General features: G+C 70.5%; 20 protein-coding genes. 7 read left to right on the top strand and 13 right to left on the bottom strand.

The genetic code is table 11. From position 1 onward, the window contains the following. Nucleotides 1–2 precede the first annotated feature (2 nt). From BM345_RS20805 to BM345_RS20795, 3 genes are all read left to right on the top strand, one after another. Entirely contained in the window at nucleotides 3–914 is a 912-nt protein-coding gene (locus BM345_RS20805) for a class I SAM-dependent methyltransferase (RefSeq protein ID WP_093383023.1), read from the top strand. Nucleotides 915–1,119: 205 nt separating this feature from the next. After that, entirely contained in the window at nucleotides 1,120–1,563 is a 444-nt protein-coding gene (locus BM345_RS20800; RefSeq protein WP_093383020.1) for a hypothetical protein, read from the top strand. A 3-nt stretch (nucleotides 1,564–1,566) separates the two neighbouring features. Further along, nucleotides 1,567–1,980 carry a hypothetical protein gene (locus tag BM345_RS20795; RefSeq protein WP_093383017.1) on the top strand — a complete coding sequence of 138 codons (414 nt, stop codon included), beginning with the start codon at nucleotides 1,567–1,569 and terminating at the stop codon, nucleotides 1,978–1,980. Nucleotides 1,981–1,989: 9 nt separating this feature from the next. Here the strand turns inward: BM345_RS20795 and BM345_RS20790 are convergent, their stop codons facing one another. The 5 genes from BM345_RS20790 to BM345_RS20770 all read right to left on the bottom strand — a co-directional run bounded on the left by BM345_RS20790 (nucleotide 1,990) and on the right by BM345_RS20770 (nucleotide 10,604). Continuing rightward, nucleotides 1,990–2,874: a RibD family protein gene (locus tag BM345_RS20790; protein ID WP_093383014.1), complete on the bottom strand. Its 885-nt coding sequence runs from the start codon at nucleotides 2,872–2,874 to the stop codon at nucleotides 1,990–1,992. Between the two features lie 39 nt (nucleotides 2,875–2,913). Beyond that, nucleotides 2,914–3,786, bottom strand: a complete 873-nt coding sequence (locus BM345_RS20785) for a hypothetical protein (RefSeq protein ID WP_093383011.1) — start codon at nucleotides 3,784–3,786, stop codon at nucleotides 2,914–2,916. A 110-nt stretch (nucleotides 3,787–3,896) separates the two neighbouring features. Next, nucleotides 3,897–4,640, bottom strand: a complete 744-nt coding sequence (locus BM345_RS20780; protein ID WP_093383008.1) for a Crp/Fnr family transcriptional regulator — start codon at nucleotides 4,638–4,640, stop codon at nucleotides 3,897–3,899. Next, nucleotides 4,637–5,734, bottom strand: coding sequence for an AI-2E family transporter YdiK (gene ydiK, locus BM345_RS20775; protein WP_093383005.1), 1,098 nt, complete (start codon nucleotides 5,732–5,734; stop codon nucleotides 4,637–4,639). The genes BM345_RS20780 and ydiK overlap by 4 nt, the downstream gene beginning before the upstream one ends. Before the next feature lie 49 nt (nucleotides 5,735–5,783). After that, nucleotides 5,784–10,604 (bottom strand): NAD-glutamate dehydrogenase, encoded by a 4,821-nt coding sequence (locus tag BM345_RS20770; protein WP_093383002.1) that lies wholly within the window; start codon nucleotides 10,602–10,604, stop codon nucleotides 5,784–5,786. 168 nt (nucleotides 10,605–10,772) lie between these two features. On the opposite strand from BM345_RS20770, the gene BM345_RS20765 reads away from it, so the two are divergent. Continuing rightward, entirely contained in the window at nucleotides 10,773–11,897 is a 1,125-nt protein-coding gene (locus tag BM345_RS20765) for a 3-deoxy-7-phosphoheptulonate synthase (RefSeq protein WP_093382999.1), read from the top strand. 11 nt (nucleotides 11,898–11,908) lie between these two features. Here the strand turns inward: BM345_RS20765 and BM345_RS20760 are convergent, their stop codons facing one another. The 4 genes from BM345_RS20760 to BM345_RS20745 all read right to left on the bottom strand — a co-directional run bounded on the left by BM345_RS20760 (nucleotide 11,909) and on the right by BM345_RS20745 (nucleotide 16,106). After that, entirely contained in the window at nucleotides 11,909–13,465 is a 1,557-nt protein-coding gene (locus tag BM345_RS20760) for a CYTH and CHAD domain-containing protein (protein WP_093382996.1), read from the bottom strand. A 90-nt stretch (nucleotides 13,466–13,555) separates the two neighbouring features. Next, nucleotides 13,556–14,254 (bottom strand): hypothetical protein, encoded by a 699-nt coding sequence (locus BM345_RS20755; protein ID WP_093382993.1) that lies wholly within the window; start codon nucleotides 14,252–14,254, stop codon nucleotides 13,556–13,558. Between the two features lie 125 nt (nucleotides 14,255–14,379). Further along, nucleotides 14,380–15,426: an FUSC family protein gene (locus BM345_RS30795; RefSeq protein ID WP_093382990.1), complete on the bottom strand. Its 1,047-nt coding sequence runs from the start codon at nucleotides 15,424–15,426 to the stop codon at nucleotides 14,380–14,382. Next, nucleotides 15,423–16,106: a TetR/AcrR family transcriptional regulator gene (locus tag BM345_RS20745; RefSeq protein WP_175545096.1), complete on the bottom strand. Its 684-nt coding sequence runs from the start codon at nucleotides 16,104–16,106 to the stop codon at nucleotides 15,423–15,425. Before BM345_RS20745 ends, BM345_RS30795 begins: the two co-directional genes overlap by 4 nt. Before the next feature lie 108 nt (nucleotides 16,107–16,214). Here BM345_RS20745 and BM345_RS20740 point away from each other — a divergent pair, with 108 nt between their 5' ends. Next, nucleotides 16,215–17,648, top strand: coding sequence for a carotenoid oxygenase family protein (locus BM345_RS20740; protein ID WP_093382984.1), 1,434 nt, complete (start codon nucleotides 16,215–16,217; stop codon nucleotides 17,646–17,648). A 12-nt stretch (nucleotides 17,649–17,660) separates the two neighbouring features. Then, nucleotides 17,661–18,236: a hypothetical protein gene (locus tag BM345_RS20735; RefSeq protein WP_093382981.1), complete on the top strand. Its 576-nt coding sequence runs from the start codon at nucleotides 17,661–17,663 to the stop codon at nucleotides 18,234–18,236. A 28-nt stretch (nucleotides 18,237–18,264) separates the two neighbouring features. Here the strand turns inward: BM345_RS20735 and BM345_RS20730 are convergent, their stop codons facing one another. The 3 genes from BM345_RS20730 to BM345_RS20720 all read right to left on the bottom strand — a co-directional run bounded on the left by BM345_RS20730 (nucleotide 18,265) and on the right by BM345_RS20720 (nucleotide 22,207). Beyond that, nucleotides 18,265–21,177 carry a C1 family peptidase gene (locus BM345_RS20730; protein WP_093383087.1) on the bottom strand — a complete coding sequence of 971 codons (2,913 nt, stop codon included), beginning with the start codon at nucleotides 21,175–21,177 and terminating at the stop codon, nucleotides 18,265–18,267. A 127-nt stretch (nucleotides 21,178–21,304) separates the two neighbouring features. Continuing rightward, nucleotides 21,305–21,694 carry a DUF1801 domain-containing protein gene (locus BM345_RS20725; protein WP_093382979.1) on the bottom strand — a complete coding sequence of 130 codons (390 nt, stop codon included), beginning with the start codon at nucleotides 21,692–21,694 and terminating at the stop codon, nucleotides 21,305–21,307. Between the two features lie 54 nt (nucleotides 21,695–21,748). Then, complete coding sequence (locus tag BM345_RS20720) at nucleotides 21,749–22,207, bottom strand: DUF1801 domain-containing protein (RefSeq protein ID WP_093382976.1); 459 nt, start codon at nucleotides 22,205–22,207, stop codon at nucleotides 21,749–21,751. 169 nt (nucleotides 22,208–22,376) lie between these two features. On the opposite strand from BM345_RS20720, the gene BM345_RS20715 reads away from it, so the two are divergent. After that, nucleotides 22,377–23,315 (top strand): ParB N-terminal domain-containing protein, encoded by a 939-nt coding sequence (locus BM345_RS20715; RefSeq protein WP_254789853.1) that lies wholly within the window; start codon nucleotides 22,377–22,379, stop codon nucleotides 23,313–23,315. A gap of 57 nt (nucleotides 23,316–23,372) precedes the next feature. Here BM345_RS20715 and BM345_RS20710 read toward each other — a convergent pair whose 3' ends face one another. Then, a complete protein-coding gene (locus BM345_RS20710) occupies nucleotides 23,373–23,936 on the bottom strand; it encodes a BPSL1445 family SYLF domain-containing lipoprotein (RefSeq protein ID WP_093382973.1) in 564 nt (187 codons plus the stop codon). Nucleotides 23,937–24,051: the final 115 nt, after the last annotated feature.

Below are 24,051 nucleotides of genomic sequence, written 5' to 3'. Positions count from 1 at the left end.
CGATGAGCTTCAGCCCTGAATGGCTGGCGCTGCGCGAACCCTTCGACCGCGCGGCACGAGAGGCCTCTTCACTGGACCTGCAGGATCTGCAGGACCAGGTGGCCACGGCCGCCGGCGCCGGCGCCGGCGAAGGTGCCGCGCCCTACCGCGTGCTGGACCTGGGCTGCGGCACTGGTGCCAACCTGCGCGCACTGGCGCCACGCCTGCGCGGCCGGCAGCGCTGGCACCTGGTCGACCACGACGCGCGCCTGCTGGCCGCGCTGCCGCGCGTGATGGGCGACTGGGCCCAGACCCATCGCCTGAAGACGCCGCCGCCCGAGTCTGCCGACAGCCTGCGCATCGAGGGCCCCGACTGGGGCGTGGAGCTGAGCTGGCAGAAGGCCGACCTGGTGCAGGAACTGGATACCCTGCCCTTCGAGGGCTCGCAACTGGTGACCAGCTCGGCGCTGCTGGACCTGGTCTCGGCCTCCTGGCTCGCCGCACTGCTCACCAAGGTTCACGAAGCGAACGCGGCGCTGCTGTGCACGCTGACGGTCGACGGCCGCATCGAGTGGCAGCCGGCCATGCCCAGCGACGCGCAGATGGCGAAGCTCTTCGGCGCGCACCAACATCGCGACAAGGGCTTCGGCGGCCCCGCCCTGGGCGCGGATGCCGTGCCGCGCGCGGTGGAGCGCCTGGTGGCGCTGGGCTACCGCTGCGTGCAGGCCGGCAGCGACTGGCAGGTGGCCGCGGCCGCCGGCGGCGCGCGCATGCTCGAGCGCATGGTGGACGGTCACGCCGACGCCGCCCTGGAACAGGACCCGGGCGCCCGCGACCTGGTCCTCACCTGGCGCCTGCAGCGGCTGGTGCAGATGCCGCGCAGCAGCCTGCAGGTGGGGCACATGGATCTGCTGGCGATGCCTGCGGGCAGATAGGAAAGCCCTCCTTCTACGCCAGCGCGCACATCCGCAGTTCGTCCGGGAAAAGTCCGCACGACGGCGAGAGCGCGTCCCTCCAGGTTTCGGTCGTTGTTTCCTAGACTCGACCTCGTCCCGCCGCACAGCGGCGGCACGCATGGATCGGAAGCAGGGAGGCCAACATGGGCGAAGCATTGGCAGTCGGTCAGAGAAGGGCCTTTCGATGAAAGCCTGCGCTGGTCTTGCCGTGCGGACGGTCGGGGTGCTTTGCGTGCTCGCTGCGGCTTCGGCCTTGCCCCTTGTCTGGGCCGTGCTCGCTCATCCGATCAACAAGGCAACGGTCTACACCGGACCGATCACCCTGTGGACGGGAGTGGCCGTGGCGCTTTGGGCCCTTTTCAGCTTGGCGTGCGTCTCAGGCGCCCTCTGGATTCACTTTCGCCATCCGAATGAGCGCCGACGGACATGGTGGAGCGTGATCGCGGGGGAATCCGCATTTGCACTGCTGCTGGGCGCCTGTGGAACGACCGTCAACTTCGGGCTCGATGCCGCCTGGCGCCCGAGCTGGGACACGCCGGCCTACTTCTTGATCACGGCCGCTGCCCTGCTAGTGTCCATCCGGAAAATTCAGGTCTTGCGATCCGCCAGCAACTTCAGGAAAGGATGACCGATGGAGGGTTGCACCAGCAAGTTGCTTCAATCAGTCCGAACCCTGAGCGGGCTGATCGCGTTGACGGCCGTTCCTTGGGGCTGGTCCATCGCCAGCAATCCGATCACGAAAGCAGCCGTTTACACCGGCCCCATCACACTCTGGATGGCGGTTTCCATCGCACTGTGGGCAGTGCTGAGCCTTGCGTGCTTCGCATGCGTTCTCGGGGTCCATTTCCGGCATCCCAATGAACGCAGCCAGGCTTGGAGTGCTGCGCTGGCCGGCCAGTGCGCTTTCATGCTGCTGATCGCGGGCTGCGGCACGGTCATCGAACACAGCCTGGAGGGCAGCTTGTCGCTGCATTGGAGCGACCTGTTCGTCGTTCTACTGCCTGCATGCCTGCTGGCAATCTCCCTGCCAAAGCTGAAGGCATGAGTCGCGCTGTCAATCGCAGCCCGCCCGCAGATCCAGGTCCCACAGCACATCCGCGCCGAAGCGGAACACCCGCGCACTCGGCCGCGGGCAGTCGCGCATCAGTGCGGCGGCCGGCAGCGCCAGGCCCGGGCGGCCATCGCCGATGATGACGGGCGCGATGCTCAGGTGCAGCCGGTCCAGGGCGTCCTGCTGCATGAAGCGCGACACGGTCACGCCGCCGCCTTCCACGAAGAGCACGCGCAGGCCGCGTTCGGCGAGCGCATCGAGCAGCGGGCGCACGCGCATGGCGCCGCCGTCATCGCCCAGCAGCCCCGGCACGCCCAGCACCTGTTCCCGGCCCACGCGATCAGCCGCCTGCGCAGCCTGGCGCGCATCGCACACCAGCAGCGTCGGCGCCTGCCCGTCCTCGAACACGCGCAGCTGCGGCGACAGGCCCAGCGCGGGATCGAGCAGCACCCGCACCGGGTGCGCGCCTTCCACCCGTCGCGTGGTGAGCTGCGGGTTGTCGATGGCCGCGGTGGCCGCGCCGATGATCACCGCATCGCACAGCGCGCGAAGCCGGTGCAGGTGCGTCAGCACTTCCTCGCCGTTGACGTAGTTGGCGTCGCCGCCACGGGTGGCGATGCAACCGTTCAGGCTCTGCCCCAGCTGGCCCACCGCCCAGGCCGGGCTGCCTGCGGGCCGGTCGAGCAGGGGCTTGAGCAGCGCAAAAAGCTCGGTGGCCTGCGCGTCCCAGCCCGCGCCCAGTGCCCATCCGCCCTCGCCCTGCCAGCGCAGGCCGCCGGCGCCGTGCAGGTCGGAGAAGGCGGCGCCTGCGCGGCGCTCTTTCACCAGCGCCAGGCACAGGGACCAGAGGGCATCCACGCCGAGTGCGGGGCTTGTGTTGAGACTCATGGTGCGGGGGTCAGCCTTCCGTCGTCGGGGTTAAGGAGTTCACCACTTGGGCGCGTAGTAGGCGTCGTCCGCCGGCTTGGCGGCGCCGCCGTTGGTGCGAAGCGGCGCCCAGTGCGCAATGGCCAGCGCCGCCACCACCCACAGCGCTGCGACGGCCGCCACCGCCAGCGCTTCCGCCCAGGCGCTGCGCTCGCCGCGGTGCAGCCGGTGGCGCCAGATGCGCAGCAACGTGCAGGCGCTGAAGGCGGCGGCCAGCAGCAGCACGGCACCCGGGCGCACATGCGTCAGCAGCGCGGTGCCCTGTGCCAGCGAGAGCCAGCCCAGCACCGCCACCAGCAGGCCGCTGGTGCCCAGGGAAATCCTCGGCACCGGCCACACCCACAGCGCCGCGCCACCCACCGCCGCAGCGAGGCCCAGGCAGAGTTCGAAGAGCAGCGCCGATCCCGACATCATGGCCGTCACTGCCAGACCGAGGCTGGCCACCACCAGCATGGCCGCGGCGTCGGCGCGCGTGTGCACCTCGTGCACCACCGCGCCGATCACGGCCATGCCCACCAGCCAGCTGCCCACGCGTGCCATCCAGGGCTGCTGGCCCAGGGCGACGAGCAGAACGGCCCACAGCAGTCCGGCCGCCAGCCAGGTGGCGCGCCGGTCGGCGCGCACGGCTTCGAGCACGATGCCCAGGATGACGGCCGCGAGCAGCGCCCACGGCAGCTTCTCGCCGAAGCCGTTGGGCGGCATGCGCCAGCCCAGCACCCAGCTCACCGTGACCAGCACCGCCACCGGCACGCCCAGTGCGGCCCAGCGTGCACCGGTGCCCGGCCCCAGCAGCGCACGCAGCGCGCCGGTGACCACGAAGGCCAGCACCAGCGGCAGGGCCAGGCTCTGGAAGAGCGGATGGTGGAAGTCCATCGATCCCCTTATGCCGGTGCGCCGCGCGTCCGTCAATCAGGCAGCGCCGACGGCCGCAGCGCCCTGATAGCCTGGTGGCACGCGGCCCGGGGAGCCGCTGCCGCACCCGCTCACTCGGTGGCGTCCGAGATGCGCCGCAGCGCGGCCCGGTCAATGACCACCAGGCCCTCCGGCTCGACGCGGATGGCCTGCTCGCGCTCCATGGCCTTGAGCTCCTGGTTGACGCGCTGGCGCGAGGCGCCTACCAGCTGGGCCAGTTCTTCCTGCGCCAGCTGCAGGCCGATGCGCACGTGGTTGGAGTCGGTGAGGCTGGGCACGCCGTAGGCGCGCACCTGGTAGATGAGCTGGCGTGCCAGGCGGGCGCGCAGCGGCAGCGCGTTGAGGTCCTCCACCAGGCCGAACAGGGCCCGGATGCGCCGCGCCTGCAGGCGCAGCAGCGCCTGGTACAGCTCGGCGTGCGCCGCCAGGATCTTGTCGAAGTCGGCCCGCGCCAGGCACAGCACGGTGGTCTCGCCATGCGCGTACACGTCGTGCGTGTTGCGCTGGCCGTCGAACAGTCCCACGTCGCCGAACCAGGCGCCGGGCTCCAGGTAAGTCAGCGCCACCAGCTTGCCCGCCACCGTGATCGAGCTCATTCGCACCGCGCCCTTGGCGCAGGCCATCCAATGCTCGCAGGGGTCGCCGCGCGCGGCGATGAGCTGGCCGTCCTTGTAGCGCCGCACGAAAGTCAGGCGCAGGATGTCGTGCCGCAGCGAGGGCGACAGCGAGGAGAACCAGCGGTCGCTGTTGATGGGCTTGCGCTCCTCCGGCCCCAGGACCGGATCGTCGCCGTCGTCTTCGTGTTCGATGCTCATGGCTTGCCCGTCAGGGTTCCGGTGCCGGATGCGGCGGATGGGGCGCGGTCCACGTCGTTGAGCCAGGCCTCGATCAACGTGTACGACACGGCCAGCATGACCGGGCCCACGAAGATGCCCACCAGGCCGAAGCCGAACAGGCCGCCGATGACGCCGGCAAAGATCAGCAGCAGCGGCAGGTCGGCGCCGCGCTTGATGAGCCAGGGGCGCAGGAAGTTGTCCATGGTGCCCACCACCAGGGTCCAGACGGCCAGGAAGATACCCCAGCCCGTCATGCCGTACCAGAACACCCAGATGGTGGCCGGCAGCAGCACCAGCGTGGGCCCCACCTGGATGATGCAGAGGATGAACATCACCGCGGTGAGCAGGGCCGCCAGCGGCACCCCGGCGATGGCCAGGCCGATGCCCCCCACCACCGACTGGATGATGGCGGTGACGCCCACGCCCAGGGCCACGCCGCGGATGGCCTTGCCGGCCAGCACCACCGCTTCCTCGCCGCGCTCGCCACCGATGCGCCGGCCGAAGCGCCGTACCTGGGCGGCCGCGCCCTCGCCGCCCGCATACATCACGCCGGCGATGGCCACCGTGAGCATGAACTGCACCAGCAGGCTGCCCACCACCCCGGCCTGCGACACCACCCAGCCGGTGACCCGGCCCACGTAGGGCGTGGCCTTGGCTTCCAGCCCCACCACGCCGGCGGCGATCAGGTCGTTCCAGAAGCTGTTGATCTTCGCGCCCACCAGCGGCAGGTTGCGCACCCAGTCCGGCAGGCGCGGCGGGCCCTGGGCGATCACGCCCTTGACCCAGGTCGAGACCGTGTCGGCATGGTCGGCAATGGTGACGATGGCCATGGTCAGCGGCAGCACGAACAGCAGCAGCAGGATCAGCATCATCACGATCACCGCCATCCAGCGCCGCCCCCACAGCCTGGACTCGAACCACAGCAGCGCGGGCCAACTGGCCACCACCACCATCGCCGCCCAGATCGTGGCGCCCAGGAAGGGCCGCAGCACCCACAGCGAGGAGGCGATCAGCAGCACGATGCTGAGGACGCCGAAGGTAATCTGGGCCAGGTCCCGGCGGGGTTCGTTCATGAGCTCGACTTTCTGCGACTGCGGCTGGAAGGGGGTGCGGACCCCGCAACTATGCCAGCGCCCGAAGCTCCCTCAGCGCCACCGACAGCATGGCGGCATCCGGCGCCGGCACCGCACGCAGCTCGGTCATGAGCTGCGCGGCCCGCTCCAGGGTGCGGCCGTTGCTGGCCTGCCAGGCGTCCACCAGGGTGTCGGGCGACTCGCTGGCCTCGTCGCGGCCGCCGGTCAGCACCGAGGCGGTGATGGAGCGCTCCAGCCCCGAGAGGTCGTCCAGCATGGCGCCCTTGGCCAGCATCTGCCAGTGCGCGTCGCCCGGCAGCGAGGCGATGCGGTCGCGCAGCCAGGGCATGCCCAGGCGGTTGGCCAGGTCGAAGTAGATGGCCGCCACCAGCTCCACCGGCCAGCGCGCGCTGCCGGCCAGCTCGGCGATGTCCAGCGTGGCGTTGAGCGAATCGAAGGTCACCACCCGCTCGGCCAGCTCGCGCGGCACGCCGCCTTGCACGTACTGCGCCACGGCCGCCTCGTCGCGGCCGCGCTCGTCGGCGTCCAGCAGCTGCGGCAGGCGCGCTGAGAGCGCGTCCACGTTGGGCTTGAAGTGGTCGATGACCGACTGCATGTCCTCGGCCAGCCGGCGCGAGCGCAGGAACCACTTGGTGGCCCGCTCCAGCTGCCGGCTGGTGTCGATCAGCAGCTTGCTCTGCACCACGTCGTCGACCCGGTTGTCCAGCGCATCGACCGCCGTCCACAGGGGCACCATGCCGAAGATCTCGCGGCTCATCAGGTAGGCGCGCACCACCTCGAAGGCGCGCGCGCCCGTGGTCTCCACCAGCCGGTGCACGAGGGTGCTGCCCACGCGGTTGATGGTGCTGTTGGTGACGTGCGTGGCGATGATCTCGCGCTTGAGCGGATGCCTGGTCATCCAGCCCGCGAAGCGTTCGCGCATCAGCGTGGGGAAGTAGCGCTGCAGCGCCGTGGCCACCCAGGGGTCGTCGGGCAGCGGCGAGGCCAGCAGCTCGTCGTACAGCCAGATCTTGCTGTAGGCCAGCAGCACCGCGGCCTCTGGCGTCGTCAGGCCCTGCCCTGCCGCTCGGCGCTCGGCGATCTCCTCGTCGGTAGGCAGGAACTCGATGGCGCGGTTGAGCCGGCCGGCCTTCTCCAGGAACTGCATGAAGCGCGTCTGCGCATCGAGCAGTTGCGGCGCCACCCGGTTGGTGACCGAGAGCACCTGCGTCTGGAAGATGTTGTCGCGCAGCACCAGCTGCGCCACCTCGTCGGTCATCTCCGGCAGGATGGCGTTGCGCTGCTTCTCGGTGAGCTCGCCCTCGGCCTGCGGCAGGCCCAGCAGGATCTTGATGTTCACCTCGTGGTCGGAGGTGTCCACGCCGGCCGAGTTGTCGATGGCGTCGGTGTTGATGCGCCCGCCCGCGCGCGCGAACTCGATGCGCCCCAGCTGCGTGCAGCCCAGGTTGCCGCCCTCGGCGAAGACCTTGCAGCGCAGCTCCTTGCCGTTGACGCGCAGCGCGTCGTTGGCCCGGTCGCCCACCTGCGCGTGGGTCTCCTGCGTGGCCTTCACGTAGGTGCCGATGCCGCCGTTGTAGACCAGCTGCACCGGCGCCTTCAGGATGGCGTTGACCAGCTCGGTGGGCGTGAGGTGCTCCACCTTGGCATCGATGCCCAGCGACGCCTTCACCTCGGGCGTGAGCGGGATGGACTTGGCCGTGCGCGGATGGATGCCGCCGCCCTTGGAGATCAGGCTGGCGTCGTAGTCGGCCCAGGACGAGCGCGGCAGCTTGAACATGCGCTCGCGCTCCACGAAGGTCTTCTCCGGGTCGGGCGTGGGGTCCAGGAAGATGTGGCGGTGGTCGAAGGCGGCCACCAGGCAGATGTGCCGCGACAGCAGCATGCCGTTGCCGAACACGTCGCCCGACATGTCGCCCACGCCGGCCACGGTGAAGTCCTGCGTCTGCGTGTCGATGCCCATCTCGCGGAAGTGGCGCTTGACCGATTCCCAGGCGCCGCGCGCAGTGATGCCCATGGCCTTGTGGTCGTAGCCCACCGAGCCGCCGGAGGCGAAGGCGTCGCCCAGCCAGTGGCCGTACTCGGCGCTGATGGCGTTGGCGTAGTCGCTGAAGGTGGCGGTGCCCTTGTCTGCGGCCACCACCAGGTAGGGGTCGTCCTCGTCGAGGCGGCGCACGTCGGGCGGCGGCACGATGGTGGTGCCGGCCAGGTTGTCGGTGATGTCCAGCAGGCCGCGCAGGTAGTCCTGGTAGCAAGCCACGCCTTCCTTCATGTAGGCGTCGCGGTCGGCCGGCGAGGGCGCGCGCTTGAGCACGAAGCCGCCCTTGGAGCCCACCGGCACGATCACCGTGTTCTTCACCATCTGCGCCTTCACCAGGCCCAGCACCTCGGTGCGGAAATCCTCCGGCCGGTCCGACCAGCGCAGGCCGCCGCGCGCCACGCGCCCGCCGCGCAGGTGCACGCCCTCGAAGCGGGTGGAGTACACGAAGATCTCGAACATGGGCTTGGGCGCGGGCAGGTCCGGCACCTTGCTGGAATCGAACTTGAAGGAGAGGAAGCTGCGCCGCGCGCCCCTGGCGTCGCGCCGCCAGAAGTTGGTGCGGGTGCTGGCCTGCATGAGCCCCAGGTACTGCCGCAGCACCCGGTCTTCCGAGAGGCTGGCCACCTGCTCCAGCGCCTGCTCGATCTCGGCCACCTTCGCTTCGCCCTTGTCGCTGCCCTTGGGGTCGAAGCGCAGGCGGAACAGCTCCACCAGCTTGCGCGCGATGGCCGCGTTGGCCACCAACGTGCTCTCGATGAAGGCCTGCGACAGCGCGAAGCCGATCTGCCGCATGTACTTGGCATAGGCGCGCAGCAGCACGATGTCGTGCGCGGGCAGGCGGGCGGCCAGCACCAGGCGGTTGAAGTCGTCGTTCTCCACCGCGCCGGTGTAGACGGCGTTGAAGGCTTCCTCGAACACCGGGCGCAGCGCGTCCACGTCCAGCTCGGCCTCGGGGATGGCGCTGGCCAGGCCGAAGTCGTGCACCCACACCGCGCTGCCGTCGCGCGCGGTGATGCGGTGCGGATGCTCGTCCAGCACCCGCATGCCCAGGTGCTCCATCATCGGCAGGCTGGCCGAGAGCACCAGCGGCGCGCCGCGCACCACCAGCTTGAAGCGCAGCATGCCGGGCGGCGCCTCCAGCGGCTTGTAGAGGTTCATGCCCAGGGGTTGCGCGTCGCTGAGCTTCTCAATCAGCTCGATGTCGTGCACCGCCACGCGGGCCGCGAACTCGTCGCGGTAGCCGGCCGGGAAGGCGCTGCCCCACTGGCGCAAGAGGGCATTGCCGCGCGCCTCGCCGGCCGATTCGATCAGGGCCGACTTCAGGTCGTCCTCCCAGCGGCGGGCGGAGGCCACCAGGCGCTGCTCCAGCTCGCGCACGTCGAAGGGCGGGATCTCGCCGGGCTTGGTGCGCACCGTGATCTGGATGCGCGCCAGCATCGACTCGGACAAATGCACGTTGAACTCGGAGCCCTGGCCGTTGAAGGCCCGCTCAAGGATGGCCTGCCATTTCTGGCGCAGGTCGGTGGTGTAGTTCTCGCGCGGCGCGTAGATCATGCACACCACGAAACGCTCGAAGGGATCGCGCCGCACGAAGAGGCGGAAGCGCTGCCGCTCCTCCAGGTGCAGCACGCCCATGGCGGTGCCCAGCAGCTCGTCGCCGCCGGTCTGGAACAGTTCGTCGCGCGGGTAGGTCTCCAGGATGTTCACCAGCGCCTTGCCCGAGTGGCTGCCCGCCGGCAGGCCGGCGCGCGCCAGCACGTCGGCCATCTTCTTGCGCAGGAGCGGAATGTCCGCCGGGCTGGCGCTGTAGGCGGTGTGGGTGAACAGGCCCAGGAAGCGGTCCTCGCCCACCACCTGGCCCTGCTCGTCGAAGCGCTTGATGCCGATGTAGTCGAGGTAGCCCGGCCGGTGCACGGTGGAGCGCGAGTTCGACTTGGTGATGATCAGCAGGTCCGGCAGCCGCGCCTGCGCCCGCACCTGCGGCGGCAAGGCCGCGAAGCTGGTGGCCGGGTCCTTGCCGGATTCGCGCAGGATGCCCAGGCCCGAGCCCGGCACGGCCTTGAGCGTGTCCTCGCCGCCCTGGCTCACCAGGTCGTGGCTGCGGTGGCCCAGGAAGGTGAAGTGGCCGTCGGCCAGCCAGCGCAGGAAGGCCAGGTCTTCCGACACCTCCTCGGGCGGGATCGGCAGCTTCTGCTTTTCCAGCCGCTCGACGATGGCCAGCACCTTGTCGTTCATCGCCTTCCAGTCGACCACGGCCGAGCGCACGTCGCCCAGCACGCGGGCCACGTCGGCGGCCAGCGCCTCCAGCTGCGCGGCGTCCGCCACGCGGTCCACCTCGACGTGGATGAAGGATTCGCGCTTCGCGTCCTCCGTGCCGATGTCGACTAGCTGCCCCTGCGCGTCCCGCTTCACGCCCACCAGCGGATGGATGATCAGGTGCAGCGTGAGGCCGTGCCGGTTGACTTCCATGGTGACGGTGTCGACCAGGAAGGGCATGTCGTCGTTGACGATCTCGATGATGGTGTGGGTGGACTGCCAGCCGTGCTCGGCGATGCTGGGGTTGAACACCCGCACCCGGGTCTCGCCGGGTGCGCGCTTGCGCGCGAAGTTCCAGTGCGAGAGCGCCGCGCCGTACAGGTCGGCCGGCTGGCGCTCGGCCAGGTCCTCCGGGTCCACCTGGCCGAAGTAGGCCTGCACGAAGGCCACCAGTTGCCGCGCCGAGCCGGGGTCGGACACCTTGGCCTGGATGAGTTGGACGACCTCGTCGAGGCGCTCGTCGCGGCGCTTCGTCCCCGTGACCTGCTTCTGCATGCTTGGCTCCTTCCCTGGTTCTGCCAGGTTTTGATGGAAATCTGTCCCCGCACCTTGCCGGTGCGCCCAGGGCCGCCACTTTGAGTGCGGCGGCAGCGAAAGGCAAGCGCCGTCGGCAGGACGCGCTCTTGCGACAATGGCAGGTTGCTTCAGCTTCGAGACAGCCCCATGACCACCCTGGACGATCCCTTCCACGACGCCGAAGTCGGCTCCCGCGACAGCACCCTGGACACCACCCGCATCGACGACGTGCGAATCGGCGCGGTGCGGCCGCTCATGACTCCCGCCCTGCTGCAGGAGCGGGTGCCGGTGGGCAGCGACACCCTGGCGCTGGTGGAAAAGAGCCGGCGCGCCATCGCCGACGTGCTGCACGGCCGCGACGACCGGCTGGTGGTGGTGGTGGGCCCCTGCTCCATCCACGACCACGACCAGGCGCTGGAGTACGCGCACCGCCTGAAGGCCCAGGCCGATTCCCTCTCGGACGACCTGCTGATCGTGATGCGGGCCTACTTCGAGAAGCCCCGCACCACCGTGGGCTGGAAGGGCTACATCAACGACCCGCACCTGGACGGCAGCTTCGCCATCAACGAGGGCCTGGAGCGTGCCCGCCGCCTGCTGCTGGAACTCACGCAACTGGGCCTGCCCACCGGCACCGAGTTCCTCGACTTGCTGAGCCCCCAGTTCATCGCCGACCTGATCGCCTGGGGCGCCATCGGCGCGCGCACCACCGAGAGCCAGAGCCACCGCCAGCTGGCCTCGGGCCTGAGCTGCCCGGTGGGCTTCAAGAACGGCACCGACGGCAGCATCAAGGTGGCGGCCGACGCCATCCTGGCGGCCCGCGCACCGCATGCGTTCATGGGCATGACCAAGATGGGCATGGCCGCCATCTTCGAGACCCGCGGCAATGCCGACTGCCACCTGATCCTGCGTGGCGGCAAGGCGCCCAACTATTCGGCCCAGGACGTGGCAGCCAGCTGCGCCGCGCTGGTGGCCAACGGCCTGCGCGAGCAGGTGATGATCGACGTCTCGCATGGCAACAGCAGCAAGCAGCACCAGCGCCAGGTGGTGGTGGCCGAGGACGTGGCGATGCAGATCGCCGGCGGCGAGCGCCGCATCACCGGCGTGATGATCGAGAGCCACCTGGAGGAAGGCCGCCAGGACCTGGTGGCCGGCGTGCCGCCCCGGCCCGGCGTGTCGATCACCGATGCCTGCATCAGCTTCCCGCAGACGGTGCCGGTGCTGCAGAACCTGGCCAGGGCGGTGGCCATGCGCCGCAAGGCCGCGCGCCGCTAGGCGCTAGCGCCTTACTTCCAGAACTTGCCGGCCTTGGCCAGCAGCTGCAGCGCCTCGCCGCAGCTCCTGGCCTGCCGCGGCGTCTGCGCGCTGAGCCAGCCCACGGCGAACCAGGCGCGCGGGTCCTTCTCGGTGGCTTCGCGGAAGGCCTCGGTGGCGACCACGTCGTCGTTGTAGTCGCCCAGCGCGTCCTGCGCCGGCAGCAGCTGCTCGATGTAGCGCTGCGCCTTGTCCTTGCCGTAGAGCGGCGCGACGAATTCCGCCAGGTAGCGCAGGCGCTTGAGCCGCTTGCGGGCCCGGTGCTGCTCGTCGGTGGCCAGGCCCTCGAAGTTCTTGCCGGCCTTGCGCAATTGCCGGTGCAGCTTGTCCAGCCGCTCGCCCACCGCCTTGCGCACCGCGGCGGCCTCCTCCCGGGTCACGGCCGTGGCCACCTCGGGCGGCGCGGAGAAGCCGATCAGCGTGACCAGCAGCTGCTGGAAGGCGGCATCGCGCACCAGCTCGCCGGCGGTGGGAAGCTGCGCGGTGTGCTCGGCCGGCGGCAGCTCGGCCAGCGGCGCGCCCAGGGCTTGCAGCTGGGGCTGCATGCGCGCCTCCAGCACGTCGCGGTCGCGCTGCGCGCCCAGGCCGCGGAAGGCGCTCACCAGCACAGGCTCCCAGGCGGCGGTGTCGAAGCGGCCGGGCGCGACCGCGTCCAGCTCGCGCAGTGCGCTGCGCAGGCGCCGGATGCCCACGCGCAGCTGGTGGATGAGTTCGGGCGCCTCGTTGCCGGACGCGATCTCGCTGGCGTTGGGCAGGATCTGCGCCAGGCAGGCGGCGACCACGGCGCGCTGCAGCTGCGCGGCGCCCACCATCAGGCCGCCCTTCCTGTCCTCTTCGGCCCGGCCGAAGCGCGGCGGCGTGGCCTTGACGGCCTGCACCGCTTCCTCGTCCTTGCCGGACTGCTGAGCGGCGCGGACGCGCTCGCCGCGCTCGGCCTTGGTCACGGTGCTGAACCATAGGCCGTGCCGGTGCGACCAGCGCCGCGCCATCTCCACCAGATCGGCCACATCGCCCTGCACCAGCTCGAGTTCCAGCTCGCACACGGGCGACACGCGCTCGGGCCGGCCGCCGGCGGCCGGCGCGATGACGCGGCCGGTGTCCAGCGCCAGCTCGACGGTGCTGCGGCCCAGGCGCGCATGCCGCGTGACGCGCCAGATGTCGGTCGCGAAGGTCTCCACCAGCGGCACCTCGCCGCCGCGCAGCAGCTTGTCGAGCACCTCGCCCACCGGCGTGCCCTGGTGGCGCTTCGCATCGACCAGCACCGGCACGCCGGCGCGCGAGAGGCCCAGGTCGACGTTGTGCTCCAGCCGATGCACCGCGCTGTCGCCCAGCGCCTTGGCGGTCTGGACCCAGCGCCGGCCTTCCTTGCGCAGGCGCAGCGCCGCGCCGTTCTTCGCCAGCAGGCCGTCGGCGGTGTCGAAGTAGCGCGCCTGCAGATGGGTGCGGCTGGTCTTGGCGCGCGCCAGCTCCTTCTGCAGGCCGGCCAGGCGCGCCTTGGGGATCTGGAACTTGAACTCGATCTCGGTCAAAGCGGTCTTTCGTCGTGCGGGAGGCCCTGACCGAGTCTAGCCAGCGGCGTGCGCGCCGGGCAAACCGGGCGCGCACGCAGGGACATCGCCCTAGTTGGCGGCGAAGCAGTAGAGCCGCCCCGAGCCGCCGGTGCGCACCAGCGCCTCCTGGCTGCAGCCGGCGCTCTGGTGCGAGAAGTTCCAGGAGCGGGCCCAGGCATCGTTGTTGGGGCCGGTGAGGTCGTGGTGGCCGACCACGGCCGAGCCGTCGGCGCCGCTCTTGGTCCAGGCCGCACAGCTGGTGTCGGTCTGCGGCGCGAAGGCGGTGCCGTCGGCGCGCGATCCGGTCAGGATGTCGTGTTCGTTCGGGTTGTCGCCGCGGCCGCGCACCGCATTGCCGCGCTCGTCCAGCGCGGTGGTCTTGTTGATGTTGTTGCGCGCGTGCAGTTGCTCGACGTCGCTGGCAATGAGCGCGCCCTTGGCGTTGTACCAGGGGCCCGTGCCGATGCGGTCGCGGGCGTTGACGGCCGCCGTGCCCGGGTTGTTGTTGGCCGGCAGCGTGGGTGGAACGCTGAGGTAGGCGCGCCAGGTCTTGCCGCCCGCGCCGGCCGCACCGGCCAGGCGCTGGCAAAGCGCATCGGCGCCGGCCAGGCCGCCGAGGTCGGCGCCCTTTCCGCTGCCGGTGCTGCTGACGAAGAAGCTCATGGAGTTGGCGCTGCCGCCGGCGCCGGGCGCGGCACACGCGGCCAGCAGCGCGGCGGCCGCCGATGCGGCCAGCAGGGTCAGGACGCTCTTGTTCTTCCTTCGCATCTGTCGATTCCTTTCAATTTCCTTTCAAAAGCGAAAGGCGGCTGAATTACGCGCGCACTCCCGCCTTTCCCGACAGGGGAAATTCCCTGGGTAAAAGGCAGGCAAAGCGTAGGGGCTTCGGGCCGCTACGGCGTCGGCCCGCGCAGCCTGCGGCGCGCCAGCCAGGTGGCTGCTGCGGACCACGCGGCCATGACGGCAAAAGTCAGCGCCACACCGGCCACGATGCCGACGAGCCGCGCCAGGGCGACCTGCGGGTGCACGTCCCAGCCGCGGTCCTGCACGAAGACCATCAGGAAGGCCACGGTGAACTGGAGGGCGGCATAGCGCCAGGCCGGAACTGCCTGCTGCACCCAGCCGCCGGCGGCGACGCCCAGGGCGAGGGCCAGCTGGCAGGCCAGCGGACGGCCCTGCAGCAGGGGCAGCAGCGCCAGCGAAAGCAGCACCGCCAGCGCGCAGCCCGCCAGGCGCAGCACCATGCGCTGGCGCACTTTGGGGTGGGCCTCCTGCGCGTCGGCGCCCAGCGGCACGATCAGGACCGCCAGCGCGGTGATCATGGCCTGCGCGAAGCCGTGCAGCTGGTGCACGGCGAGCACCACCGCGAACAGGGTGACCGCGATGGCGCCCTGCAAGGCATGGACCGCGGCCACGCGCCGCGACGCGGCCGAAGCCGGTGCGGCCGGCGGCGCCACCGGCTGACGCATCGCCAGGGCCCACAGGCCTTCGACCAGCAGGCAGGCCACGATGCCCACGGCCACGTTGGCGCAGCGCGCCAGCGCAAAGTGCTGCAGTTCCCCGCGGGCCGTCCAGGCCTCGCACAGCACCATCGCGAAGGTGACGGCGCCCAGCACCCAGGCGTAGCTGTAGGGGCGCGTGCTCGAGAAATACAGGCCGGCCCAGGTGGCCGCCCCCATGAGCACGACGAAGAGCGCGCCGTGCAGCCCCAGCGACGCGCCCAGCAGCACGCCCAGTAGGGCGCCGCACAGCGTGCCCAGCATGCGCAGCACGGCGCGCAGCAGCGAGCCGCGCCAGGCGCCGTCGGGCACGACGAAGGCGCTGATGGCCGCCCACCAGGCATCCGCCAGGCCCAGCGCATGGGCCGCGGCCACCGCCAGCGACACGGAGGCCACAGACCGCAGTGCCACCGCCAGGGCGCTGGGTGCTGCGGCCTTCACGGGGTGACGAGGCCGGGCCCGCGCGGCGCGCCGAACACGTCGCGCAGCAGCAGTTGCCAGTCGGGACCGCCGGGGCGCTGCGACAGCAGGGTGTCCAGCCGATGGTCGATCAGCAGCATGGAAAAGCCGTGCACCAGCGACCAGGCCGCCACCATGCGCGCACTCTGCGTCGCGTCAGGCGCGTGTGCAGGATCGCGCCCCATGCGGGAGGCGGTGGCGCCGGCCAGCGCCGCACGCGCCTCGTCGACCGCCTCGCTCAGCGCGGGCCTGTGCATGTCCAGCCGTTCGCTGCGGAACATCAGCAGGAACATGGCGGTGCGCTCGCGCGCGAAGCGCACGTAGGCATGGCCGATGGCGTCGAAGCGATCGGCCGGCGAACCCTGGCTCTCCCGCGCGGCGCCACGAAGCGCGTCGGCGAACTCGCGAAAGCCCAGTGCCGCCAGTTCGCTCAGGAGGCCGGTGAGGTCGCCGAAGTGGTTCTTGGGCGCCGCATGCGACACCCCCGCCGCCCGCGCCGCCGCGCGCAGGGTGAGCGCGGCCAGGCCCTGGCTTTCCAGGATGTCCTGCGCCGCCGCCAGCAGTGCCGCATGCAGCGCACCGTGGTGGTAGGGCTGCGCCGCCTCCGGCGCCTTTCGGGCGGGCCGGGCGCGTTCGGACTTGGCGGAAGGGTTGCTGCTCATGGCGCTCGAATGCAATGAAATGTTGTCAGCGTAAATTTTACTTGACTTGCCCATCCGCCAAGCATCCAATCCGCTTTTATTGACGGTGTCAACATAACGGAGCTTCCGATGAACCTCTCCACCAACCCGGCCCAGCGCCCGGGCCCCTACGCCCCGATCAGCTTCGAGGCCGACTCCCCCTTCCTGCCGGTGCAGGGCGAGCTGCCCGAGGGCCTGCAGGGCACGCTGGTGCGCAACGGCCCGAACCCGCAGTTCCCGCAGCAGGGCGCGCACCTATTCTCGGGCGACGGCATGCTGCACGCCATCAGCCTGCAGGCGGGCCGGGCCAGCTACCGCAATCGCTGGGTGCGCACCGCCGGCTGGCGGGCCGAGCGCGCCGCTGGCCACAGCCTTTACAACGCCATGGGCCTCCCGATCGACCCGGCCGACCCGGCGCTGCCCGCACTGGACGAGGGCGTCGCCAACACCCACGTGCTGCCGCATGCGGGCCGCCTGTTCGCGCTGGAGGAGGCGCACCTGCCCATTGAGATCGACGCCGCCACGCTCGCCACGCGCGGCGCCTGCGACTTCGGCGGCCGGCTGCGCGGCCCCTTCACCGCGCACCCCAAGACCGACCCGGCCACCGGCGAGCTGCATTTCTTCGGCTACTCGGCCGCCGGCCACTTCACGCCCGACATCAGCTTCGGCACGCTGGACGCGCAGGGGCAGGTCACGCGCTGCGAACGCTTCGTGGCGCCCTACTCCAGCATGGTCCACGACTTCGCCATCACCGAGCATCACCTGCTGTTCCCCGTGCTGCCGCTGACAGGCAGCATGGCGCGTGCGCAGAGCGGCCTGCCGCCCTGGGCCTGGGAGCCGGAGCTGGGCGCGCGCGTGGGCATCCTGCCGCGCAACGCGCCGGCCGGCGACATCCGCTGGTTCGAAGGCGAGGCCTGCTACGTGTTCCATTTCATGAACGCCTGGGAAGAGATCGACGCGCGCGGCCACCGCCTGCTCAAGGCCGACGTGATGCGCTTCGACGAGGCGCCGCTCTTCCCCTTTGCCGATGGCCGCCCGACCGACCGCCAGCGCGCCGTGGCCCGGCTGGTGCGATGGACCTTCGACCTCGACGGCAAGAGCGATGCCTTCGCGCAGGAGCCGCTGGACGACCTGGCGGGCGAGTTCCCGCGCATCGACGATCGCTTCACCGGCCGCGCGCACCACCACGGCTGGTACGCCTGCCAGCGCGAGGCGGTGGGCGGCGCGGGCTACGAGGGCCTGGTGCACCACGACACGCAGCGCGGCCGCCGCGCCACCTGGCACCTGCCGCCGGGCGACCGCCTGTCCGAACCCGTGTTCGTGCCCCGCACGCCCGATGCGCCGGAGGGCGAAGGCTGGCTGCTGTCCATGGCACAGCGCACGCAGGAAGGCCGCAGCGACCTGCTCGTGCTGGACGCGCAGGACCTGGCATCCGGCCCGCTGGCCACCGTGCAGCTCTCGCACCGCGTGCCCGCGGGCTTCCACGGCAGCTGGTTGCCCGGGCGCTTTCTTCACCTCGATTGACGGAGACGCGTCATGCAGATGGTTCTTGCCTTCGCCCCCTTCATCGCCTTCGCGCTGCTCTCGCGCAACGTGCCGGTTACGGTGGCCCTGTCCATCGCCGCGCTGGTCGCGCTGGCGCAGCTGGCCAACGACGTGCTGCGCCACCGCCGCAGCGTCAAGATCCTGGAGGTGGGCACCACCCTGCTCTTCGGCGGGCTGGCCCTGGTGGCCTGGCAGCGCGGGGGCGAATGGGGCATCGCCGAGGTGCGCTTCTGGGTGGATGGCGGCCTGTTCCTCATCGTGGCCTTCTCCATGCTGATCCGCCAGCCCTTCACGCTGCAGTACGCCCGCGAGCGGGTCAGCGCCGAGATCGCGGCGCGGCCCGGGTTCCTGCGCTTCAACCAGATCCTGAGCGGCGTGTGGGCGCTTGCCTTTTTGGTGCTGACCGCGGCCGACCACGTGATGGCGCACATGCCGCAGGTGCCGCTGTGGATCGGCATCGCCGTGTCCGTGGGCGCGCTGGCCTTCGCCTTCTGGTTCACCGGCTGGTACCCGGCGCGCCGCCAGCGCATGGCCGCCGAGGCCGCGGCGCAGCGGGCCGCCGGCTGAGCGCCGGCGCCGCCGCAGACCGGCGCATTCAGAAGCCGCGCAGGTCGTCCGGCTGCATCTTCAGCGGCGTGCCGGCGATGCGCTCCAGGGTGCGGGTGACGATGGGCACGTCGTTGTCGAAGCCGCCGTGGCTGGCCGGCACCACCGTCGCTGGCAGGGCCACCACCATCTTGTCCTGGTCGTACACGCCCAGCCGGTTGCCCGCGTGCAGGCCCGCGTTCTCGGCGGCATCGCGCCAGGCCCGCAGCGTCTCGTTGGTGCTGGAGGTGCCGTCCCAGCCGCTGTAGTCCTCCTTGAAGGCGTTCTCCAGGCCGAGGATGGGCGTGCGCAGGTCGATCTCCAGCGCGTTGGACACCAGGTACAGCAGCGACTTGCGATAGATGGCCGCCACCTGGTCGTTGCGCTCCACCCGGTCGGAGAGCAGGTCGATGTACAGCTGCTTCATCAAACGCTCGTTGGGTGCGTAGTACTGGTTGGCGAACTGCACCGTGCACGCCGGCGCGTACAGGTGGACCGAGTGGATCATGGCGTCGGACTGGCGCGCGCCCGCGCTGCCGAGCAGGTGGCCCAGGATGATGGAGCCGGCCGAGTGGCCCATCAGGTGCACCTCCAGGTCGTCGCCCCAGGTGGCGCGCAGCTTCTGCAGCGCGGTCACCAGCAGGTCGCCGCCGCGGCCGTTTCCGAAGGCCTGGCCGGCGTTCTCCTTCATCTCGCTCCAGATCGGCCGCGCGGCCTCGCGGCCGACGGTCTTCTCGATCAGCAGGTCGGTGCGGTCGGTGATCCACTCGCCCGCGCCCGCCGCCGCCGGCGGCCGCAGTCGCCAGGCATCGCTGATGCGGTCGCCGATGATCTCCATCAACCCGGTCTTCCAGATCAGGAAGAGCGGATAGCAGTCGTTGGCCAGGAAGTAGCGGCCCAATGCGCGGGCGCGCTTGATGGCGTCGGCCTCGCTGTTGAGGCCGCCATGCGCGTAGATCACCAGGCGCTTGGGCCCCTGCGCCGGCTGCGTGCGGAACCACTGGTCGGGCAGGCCCGCCACCTGGTACAGCAGGGTGCGGTTGATCTCGTCCTCGGTGAGGTAGCGCTTGACGCGCCCGTCGTTGCCCAGCACCACGCTGTGCTGGTAGGCCTGCTCCTCGCTCCACCAGAGGCTGGTGTTGGCGCCGGCTGATGCTGCAGCCGCCGCAGCGCCGGTGGTGTCGCGCGCGCTGATGCGCCCGGCCAGCACGCCCGACACGCCCAGCGCCACCACCCAGGCGTCCATGCCGTTGGCCAGCCAGTCGGCGTAGGTCATCACGGCGAAGCCGCCCGCGCCCCAGCTCTTGCCCCACGAGTTCTGCAGAACGAAGCCGTGCTGGTTGAAGCCCACCAGCGCGAAGGCGTGGCCGTCGGTCTTCGAGGGCCGCCCGTCGAAAGCGATCACCGGCAGGTCCGCATGGCCCTTGACCGGCGCGCGGGTGATGGGCACCTGGTCCCAGCCCGCGTGGGTGAAGGCCGACACGTAGACCGCGCCCACCTGCTGGATCGCGGCCTGGACGTCGGTGATGGACTTGAGTTCGACGCGGAAGTACACGCCCAGCGGCGTCTGCACCGCCCGCTGCGCGTAGCCGTAGCGCGGCCGCACGCTCGGGTCGCCGTAGGGCCAGTCGGGCTCCAGGCAGACGCCGTGGTTGAACCAGCCCTTGATGGCGCCGCGGCAGCTGGAGCCTTCGTAGTCCTCGCCCTCGTACTCGTCGTAGCGCCGCGCGAAGGTGTAGAACATGCGCGGGCTGACCGAATCCATCTTCTGCGGCATGCCCGTCTTGCGCCAGCGCAGGTAATTGACCACGCAGGCCAGGCCGAAACCGGTGCAGGCGCCCTCCTGTCCCTGGTCCAGGATCAGCCCGGCATTGGTGTAGGTGGGCAGCAGCTTCCGGACGGCGGCGTTGTCCGGGAACTCGTCGATCAACCCCACCGGCTGTGGAAGGTAGGGTCGGTCGCGCAGGTCGCTGGCGTCCTTGCGCGCATTGAGCGTGCGGCCGGCGCGCGGCGCGGCAACGGCTACCGGCGCGGCGCGTGCGGCACGGCGCCCGCCTGCGCCCCGCGTCGCCGCTGCCGCCACCAGCGGCACCGCGGGCATCGTGGCCGGCGCCCACACGCTGGTGGCCCGCTTGAACACGTCCTTGAATCGGTCCAGGCCGTGCGAGCCGCCATTGACCAGCTTGCGTGCGGCCGCCAGGTCGTTGTTGGCCAGGGCGGCACGCGTGGCATCGGCCCGATCGGCCAGGAACACCGCCAGCAGCAGCGCCGCGATCTCCGGCGCGTTGGCGAGGTCGGCATGCGCGGTGTCGGACGACAGGTCGATGCCCAGCACCACGCCGTACTTCTCGTAGTTGTGGCGGCCGGTGAGCTGCACGAAGCCGCGGCCCTTGAAGCGCGCGCCGTCGTTGGGCTCGTCGTTACCCAGAGCCTTGCGGCCGTCATAGAGGCCGAAGGGCGGGCCGCCGGGTGCCGTGTTGAACTGCGACTGGAATTCGGCGATGGGCAGGAAGCCCTCGCTCTCGGCACGGATGGTGCCCAACGCCGCGCAGATCATGGGCTGGTCGGTCAGGCCCAGCGCGCCCAGGGCCGCCGCGACATAGGGCAGGTAGCGGTCGATGTTGGCCGGCTTGGTGGCCGGGAAGAGCTGGCGCACCGAGCTCAAGTCCAGCGGCACCTGCATGGCCGGGTGCGGCAGCAGGCCCAGCAGCTCCATGCAGCGCGGGCCCACCAGCCCGTCGGCGATCACGCCCACGCCGCTCTGCCATCGGCGTATCGCGGCCTCGAAGGCGGCGTCGAGCACGTCCGAGTTGCCCACGCCCGCGAACTGCGCCGCGTCCGGCCCCAGTTGCTGCACCAGGACATTCCCAAGCTGCCGCACCAGCGGGCCCTTGGCGTTTCGGGTCAGAAGCAGTTGCTGCATGTTCGACATCCTCCCTTCAGGCATGGCGAAGTTGCCACTCGCTGCTCGAGCGGGCATCACCAAGGCGGGGGATGGTGCGCTGCAGTGCGCCGGCCGACAAGCGCCGGACTGTTTCTTCTTTTGTCCGTCAGGCCGATGTGTTGAAGGCCGCCGCCGCGCGGATGAGCGCCTGAAGCGCCTTCTCGTCGATCTTCTCGCCCTCGCGCACGTCGATGGCGCGCCGGGTGTTGCCCTCGAGGCTGGCGTTGAAGAGCCCGGCCGGATCGGGCAGCGACGCGCCCTTGGCGAAGGTCAGCTTCACCGCGCTCTTGTAGGTCTCGCCGGTGCACAGGATGCCGCCGCACGACCACACCGGCACGTTCCACTTCCATTCCTCGACCACGCCGGGGTCGGCCTTGAGGATGATCTTGCGCAGGCGGGCGAGCGTCTCGCCGCGCCAGTCGCCCAGTTCCTGGATGCGCTCGTCGATGCGACTGGCGGCCTGCGCCGGATCCAGCGATGTCTTGGCCTTGGCCATGCGTGTCTTCCTTTCTTTTCCTGATCATGCCGGCGTCGCCATCGGCGCGACGTCTCACATCTTTTCGCCGGGCAAGCGGCTCGCCTGCTGCACCCAGTCGCTGAACCGAGCCTCGTCGAGTGCGTCGCCCTCGTGGATGTCGAGGTAGCGCACGTCCTTGTGCTTCGAGCTGCCTGGCGGGACCGGCTCCAGCGAGGTGCCGCGGAAGAACGCGAGCTTCACGTACTTGTTGAAGCAATGGAAGCTGAGGAACCAGCCCTCGCCCGCCCCGTAGAAGGGCGAGTTCCACTTCACCGCCTTGCGCACGCCGGGTACGGCCTGCGCGATGAGCCCGTCCAGCCGTTGGCCTAGCGCTCGCTTCCAGCCCGGCATCGCCGCGATGTAAGCCTGCACCTGCCCGTCGCCCTCCCCCTTGGCGATCTGCGGGTTGCCGCCCGAAAGGAGCACGGGCTCGCCCTCGCCAGGGGATGGAGGCGAGGACTTTCTCCTGGACTTGCTGCTGCTGGCGACCATGCGGGTTGACTCCGGTTGGACCGAGGCCGGATTCTAGGAAGCCGCAGGCCCGCGCCGCGTGGGACATCGCGCACACCGCTGGCGTGGGACGGCCAGTCGGGCGCTTCACACGGTCCAACTAAAATCGCCGGTTCCCTCCAATTTCCGCTTACCTGCTCGCGCACTGCCCATGGACGTCGTCGTCAATCAAGAACTCAAGGCCTACATCGATCCCCTGACGAGCGAAGAATTCGAAGCCCTGGAGCGCAGCCTCCTGGCCGAGGGTTGCCGTGATGCCCTGGTGCTGTGGGGGGACGTGCTGGTGGATGGCCACAACCGCTACGAGATCTGCCGCAAGCACGGCCTGCCATTCGAGACAGTGCAGAACACGCGCTTCCAGTCGATGGAGGACGTGCACCTGTGGATGATCGACCAGCACCTGGGCCGGCGCAGCATCTCCGACTTCCAGCGCGGCGTGCTGGCGCTGCGCAAGCGGGAGATCGTGGCATCGCGGCGCGCGCGCCGCGCGCCGCCGCCCGTGCAGGAAGCCGAGGCCGAATCGGTTCCCGCCTCCGCCGAAGCCGCAGAGGCCGCTGCCAGCGCTGAAGCCGCCGTCTCGGCCGATGACGCACTGAACACCCGCGAGGCCCTGGCCCGCGCCGCGCGCCTGCGCAGCACGCAGGTCGCGATGATCGAGAAGATCCAGCAAAGCGCCACGCCCGAGGTGGTGGCGGCGGTGAAGGCCGGCACGCTGTCGCTCAACGCCGCGGCCGCTGTGGCGACGCTGCCCGAAGAAGAGCAGGTGGCTGCCGCGGCCGGCGGCAAGGACGAACTGAAGCAGGCCGCCAAGCGCGCGCGCGACGCGCGACGCAAGCCGGCCGCAGAAAAGACCGAGGCCGGGGGCGAGGACGCTGCGGCCAGCGCTGCTCCTGCGGCGGCTTCCGGCGATGACGCGGCCGAACTCATCGAGCTGCGCAAGCGCGTGGCCGAGCTGCGCGCGGAGAACAAGAAGCTCAGCGCCGAGAACGCGGTGCTGAAGAAGCAGGTGCTCAACCTGCTCGACAAGGGCGGCCTGGGCAATGCCCCGCAGGACGCGCCCGCCGACGCGGATGCGGACGCGCCCTTCTGAGGCCGCACCCGCGCGCTGCGGCGCTCCTTCGCCGAAGGAGGCCGCACGCCCCAACGATCAGAGATCGAGCTTGTTGACCTTGGTGCCGTCCAGGCTCAGGTTGGCCATCAGGCCCGCGTTGCTCAGCGCATAGCCCACCACGGGCTGCTGCATCGTCTGCGTGTCGACGGCGGCCGATGCGCCCACCTTGAGCATGGTCACGGAAGCATCGGCACCCGCGGTCCAGCCCTTGCTGTTGCGGAACTTGTCGAGCGCCTCCTGCGTCATGAAGAGGACATAGACGGCCTTGGAATCGGCGCCGGCCAGCAGGCCCACCGAGGCGGCGGTGGTGCTGTAGTAGCCATCGGTCTTGCCGCCCACGCGCAGGGCGCCCTGGCCGTAGGAGCCGCCGATGCCCAGGCCTGCCGACACCACCGAGGGGAACACCAGCACCCCCTTGGCCTTGGCCACCATTTCACGCGAGCCCGCCGCCTGGGTGTAGAGCTTGGACAGCGCGCTGTCGACCTGCCCGTCGATGCTGGCGCGGCGCTTGGCCGGATCGCCGGAGTCGCCGGTGGTGGTGGTGCATGCAGAGGCGAGGACGGTCAGAAGACCGGCTGCCAGGAATAGACGCTTGTTCATTGAATTGCTCCTGCAGTTGCTTGGCCGGCCATTGTGGTTCGCTCGCTCGAATCGTCAAGCGCCACTCATCGACGCCCGTTCAGGCGGGGTTCAGGCGTCGGCTCGGCGGGTACGC

Source organism: Variovorax sp. OV329 (assembly GCF_900114785.1).
Taxonomy (GTDB): Bacteria; Pseudomonadota; Gammaproteobacteria; order Burkholderiales; family Burkholderiaceae_C; genus Variovorax.
The sequence above is the reverse complement of the archived record's forward strand: the minus strand, read 5'-3'. Positions and strand labels throughout refer to the sequence as shown.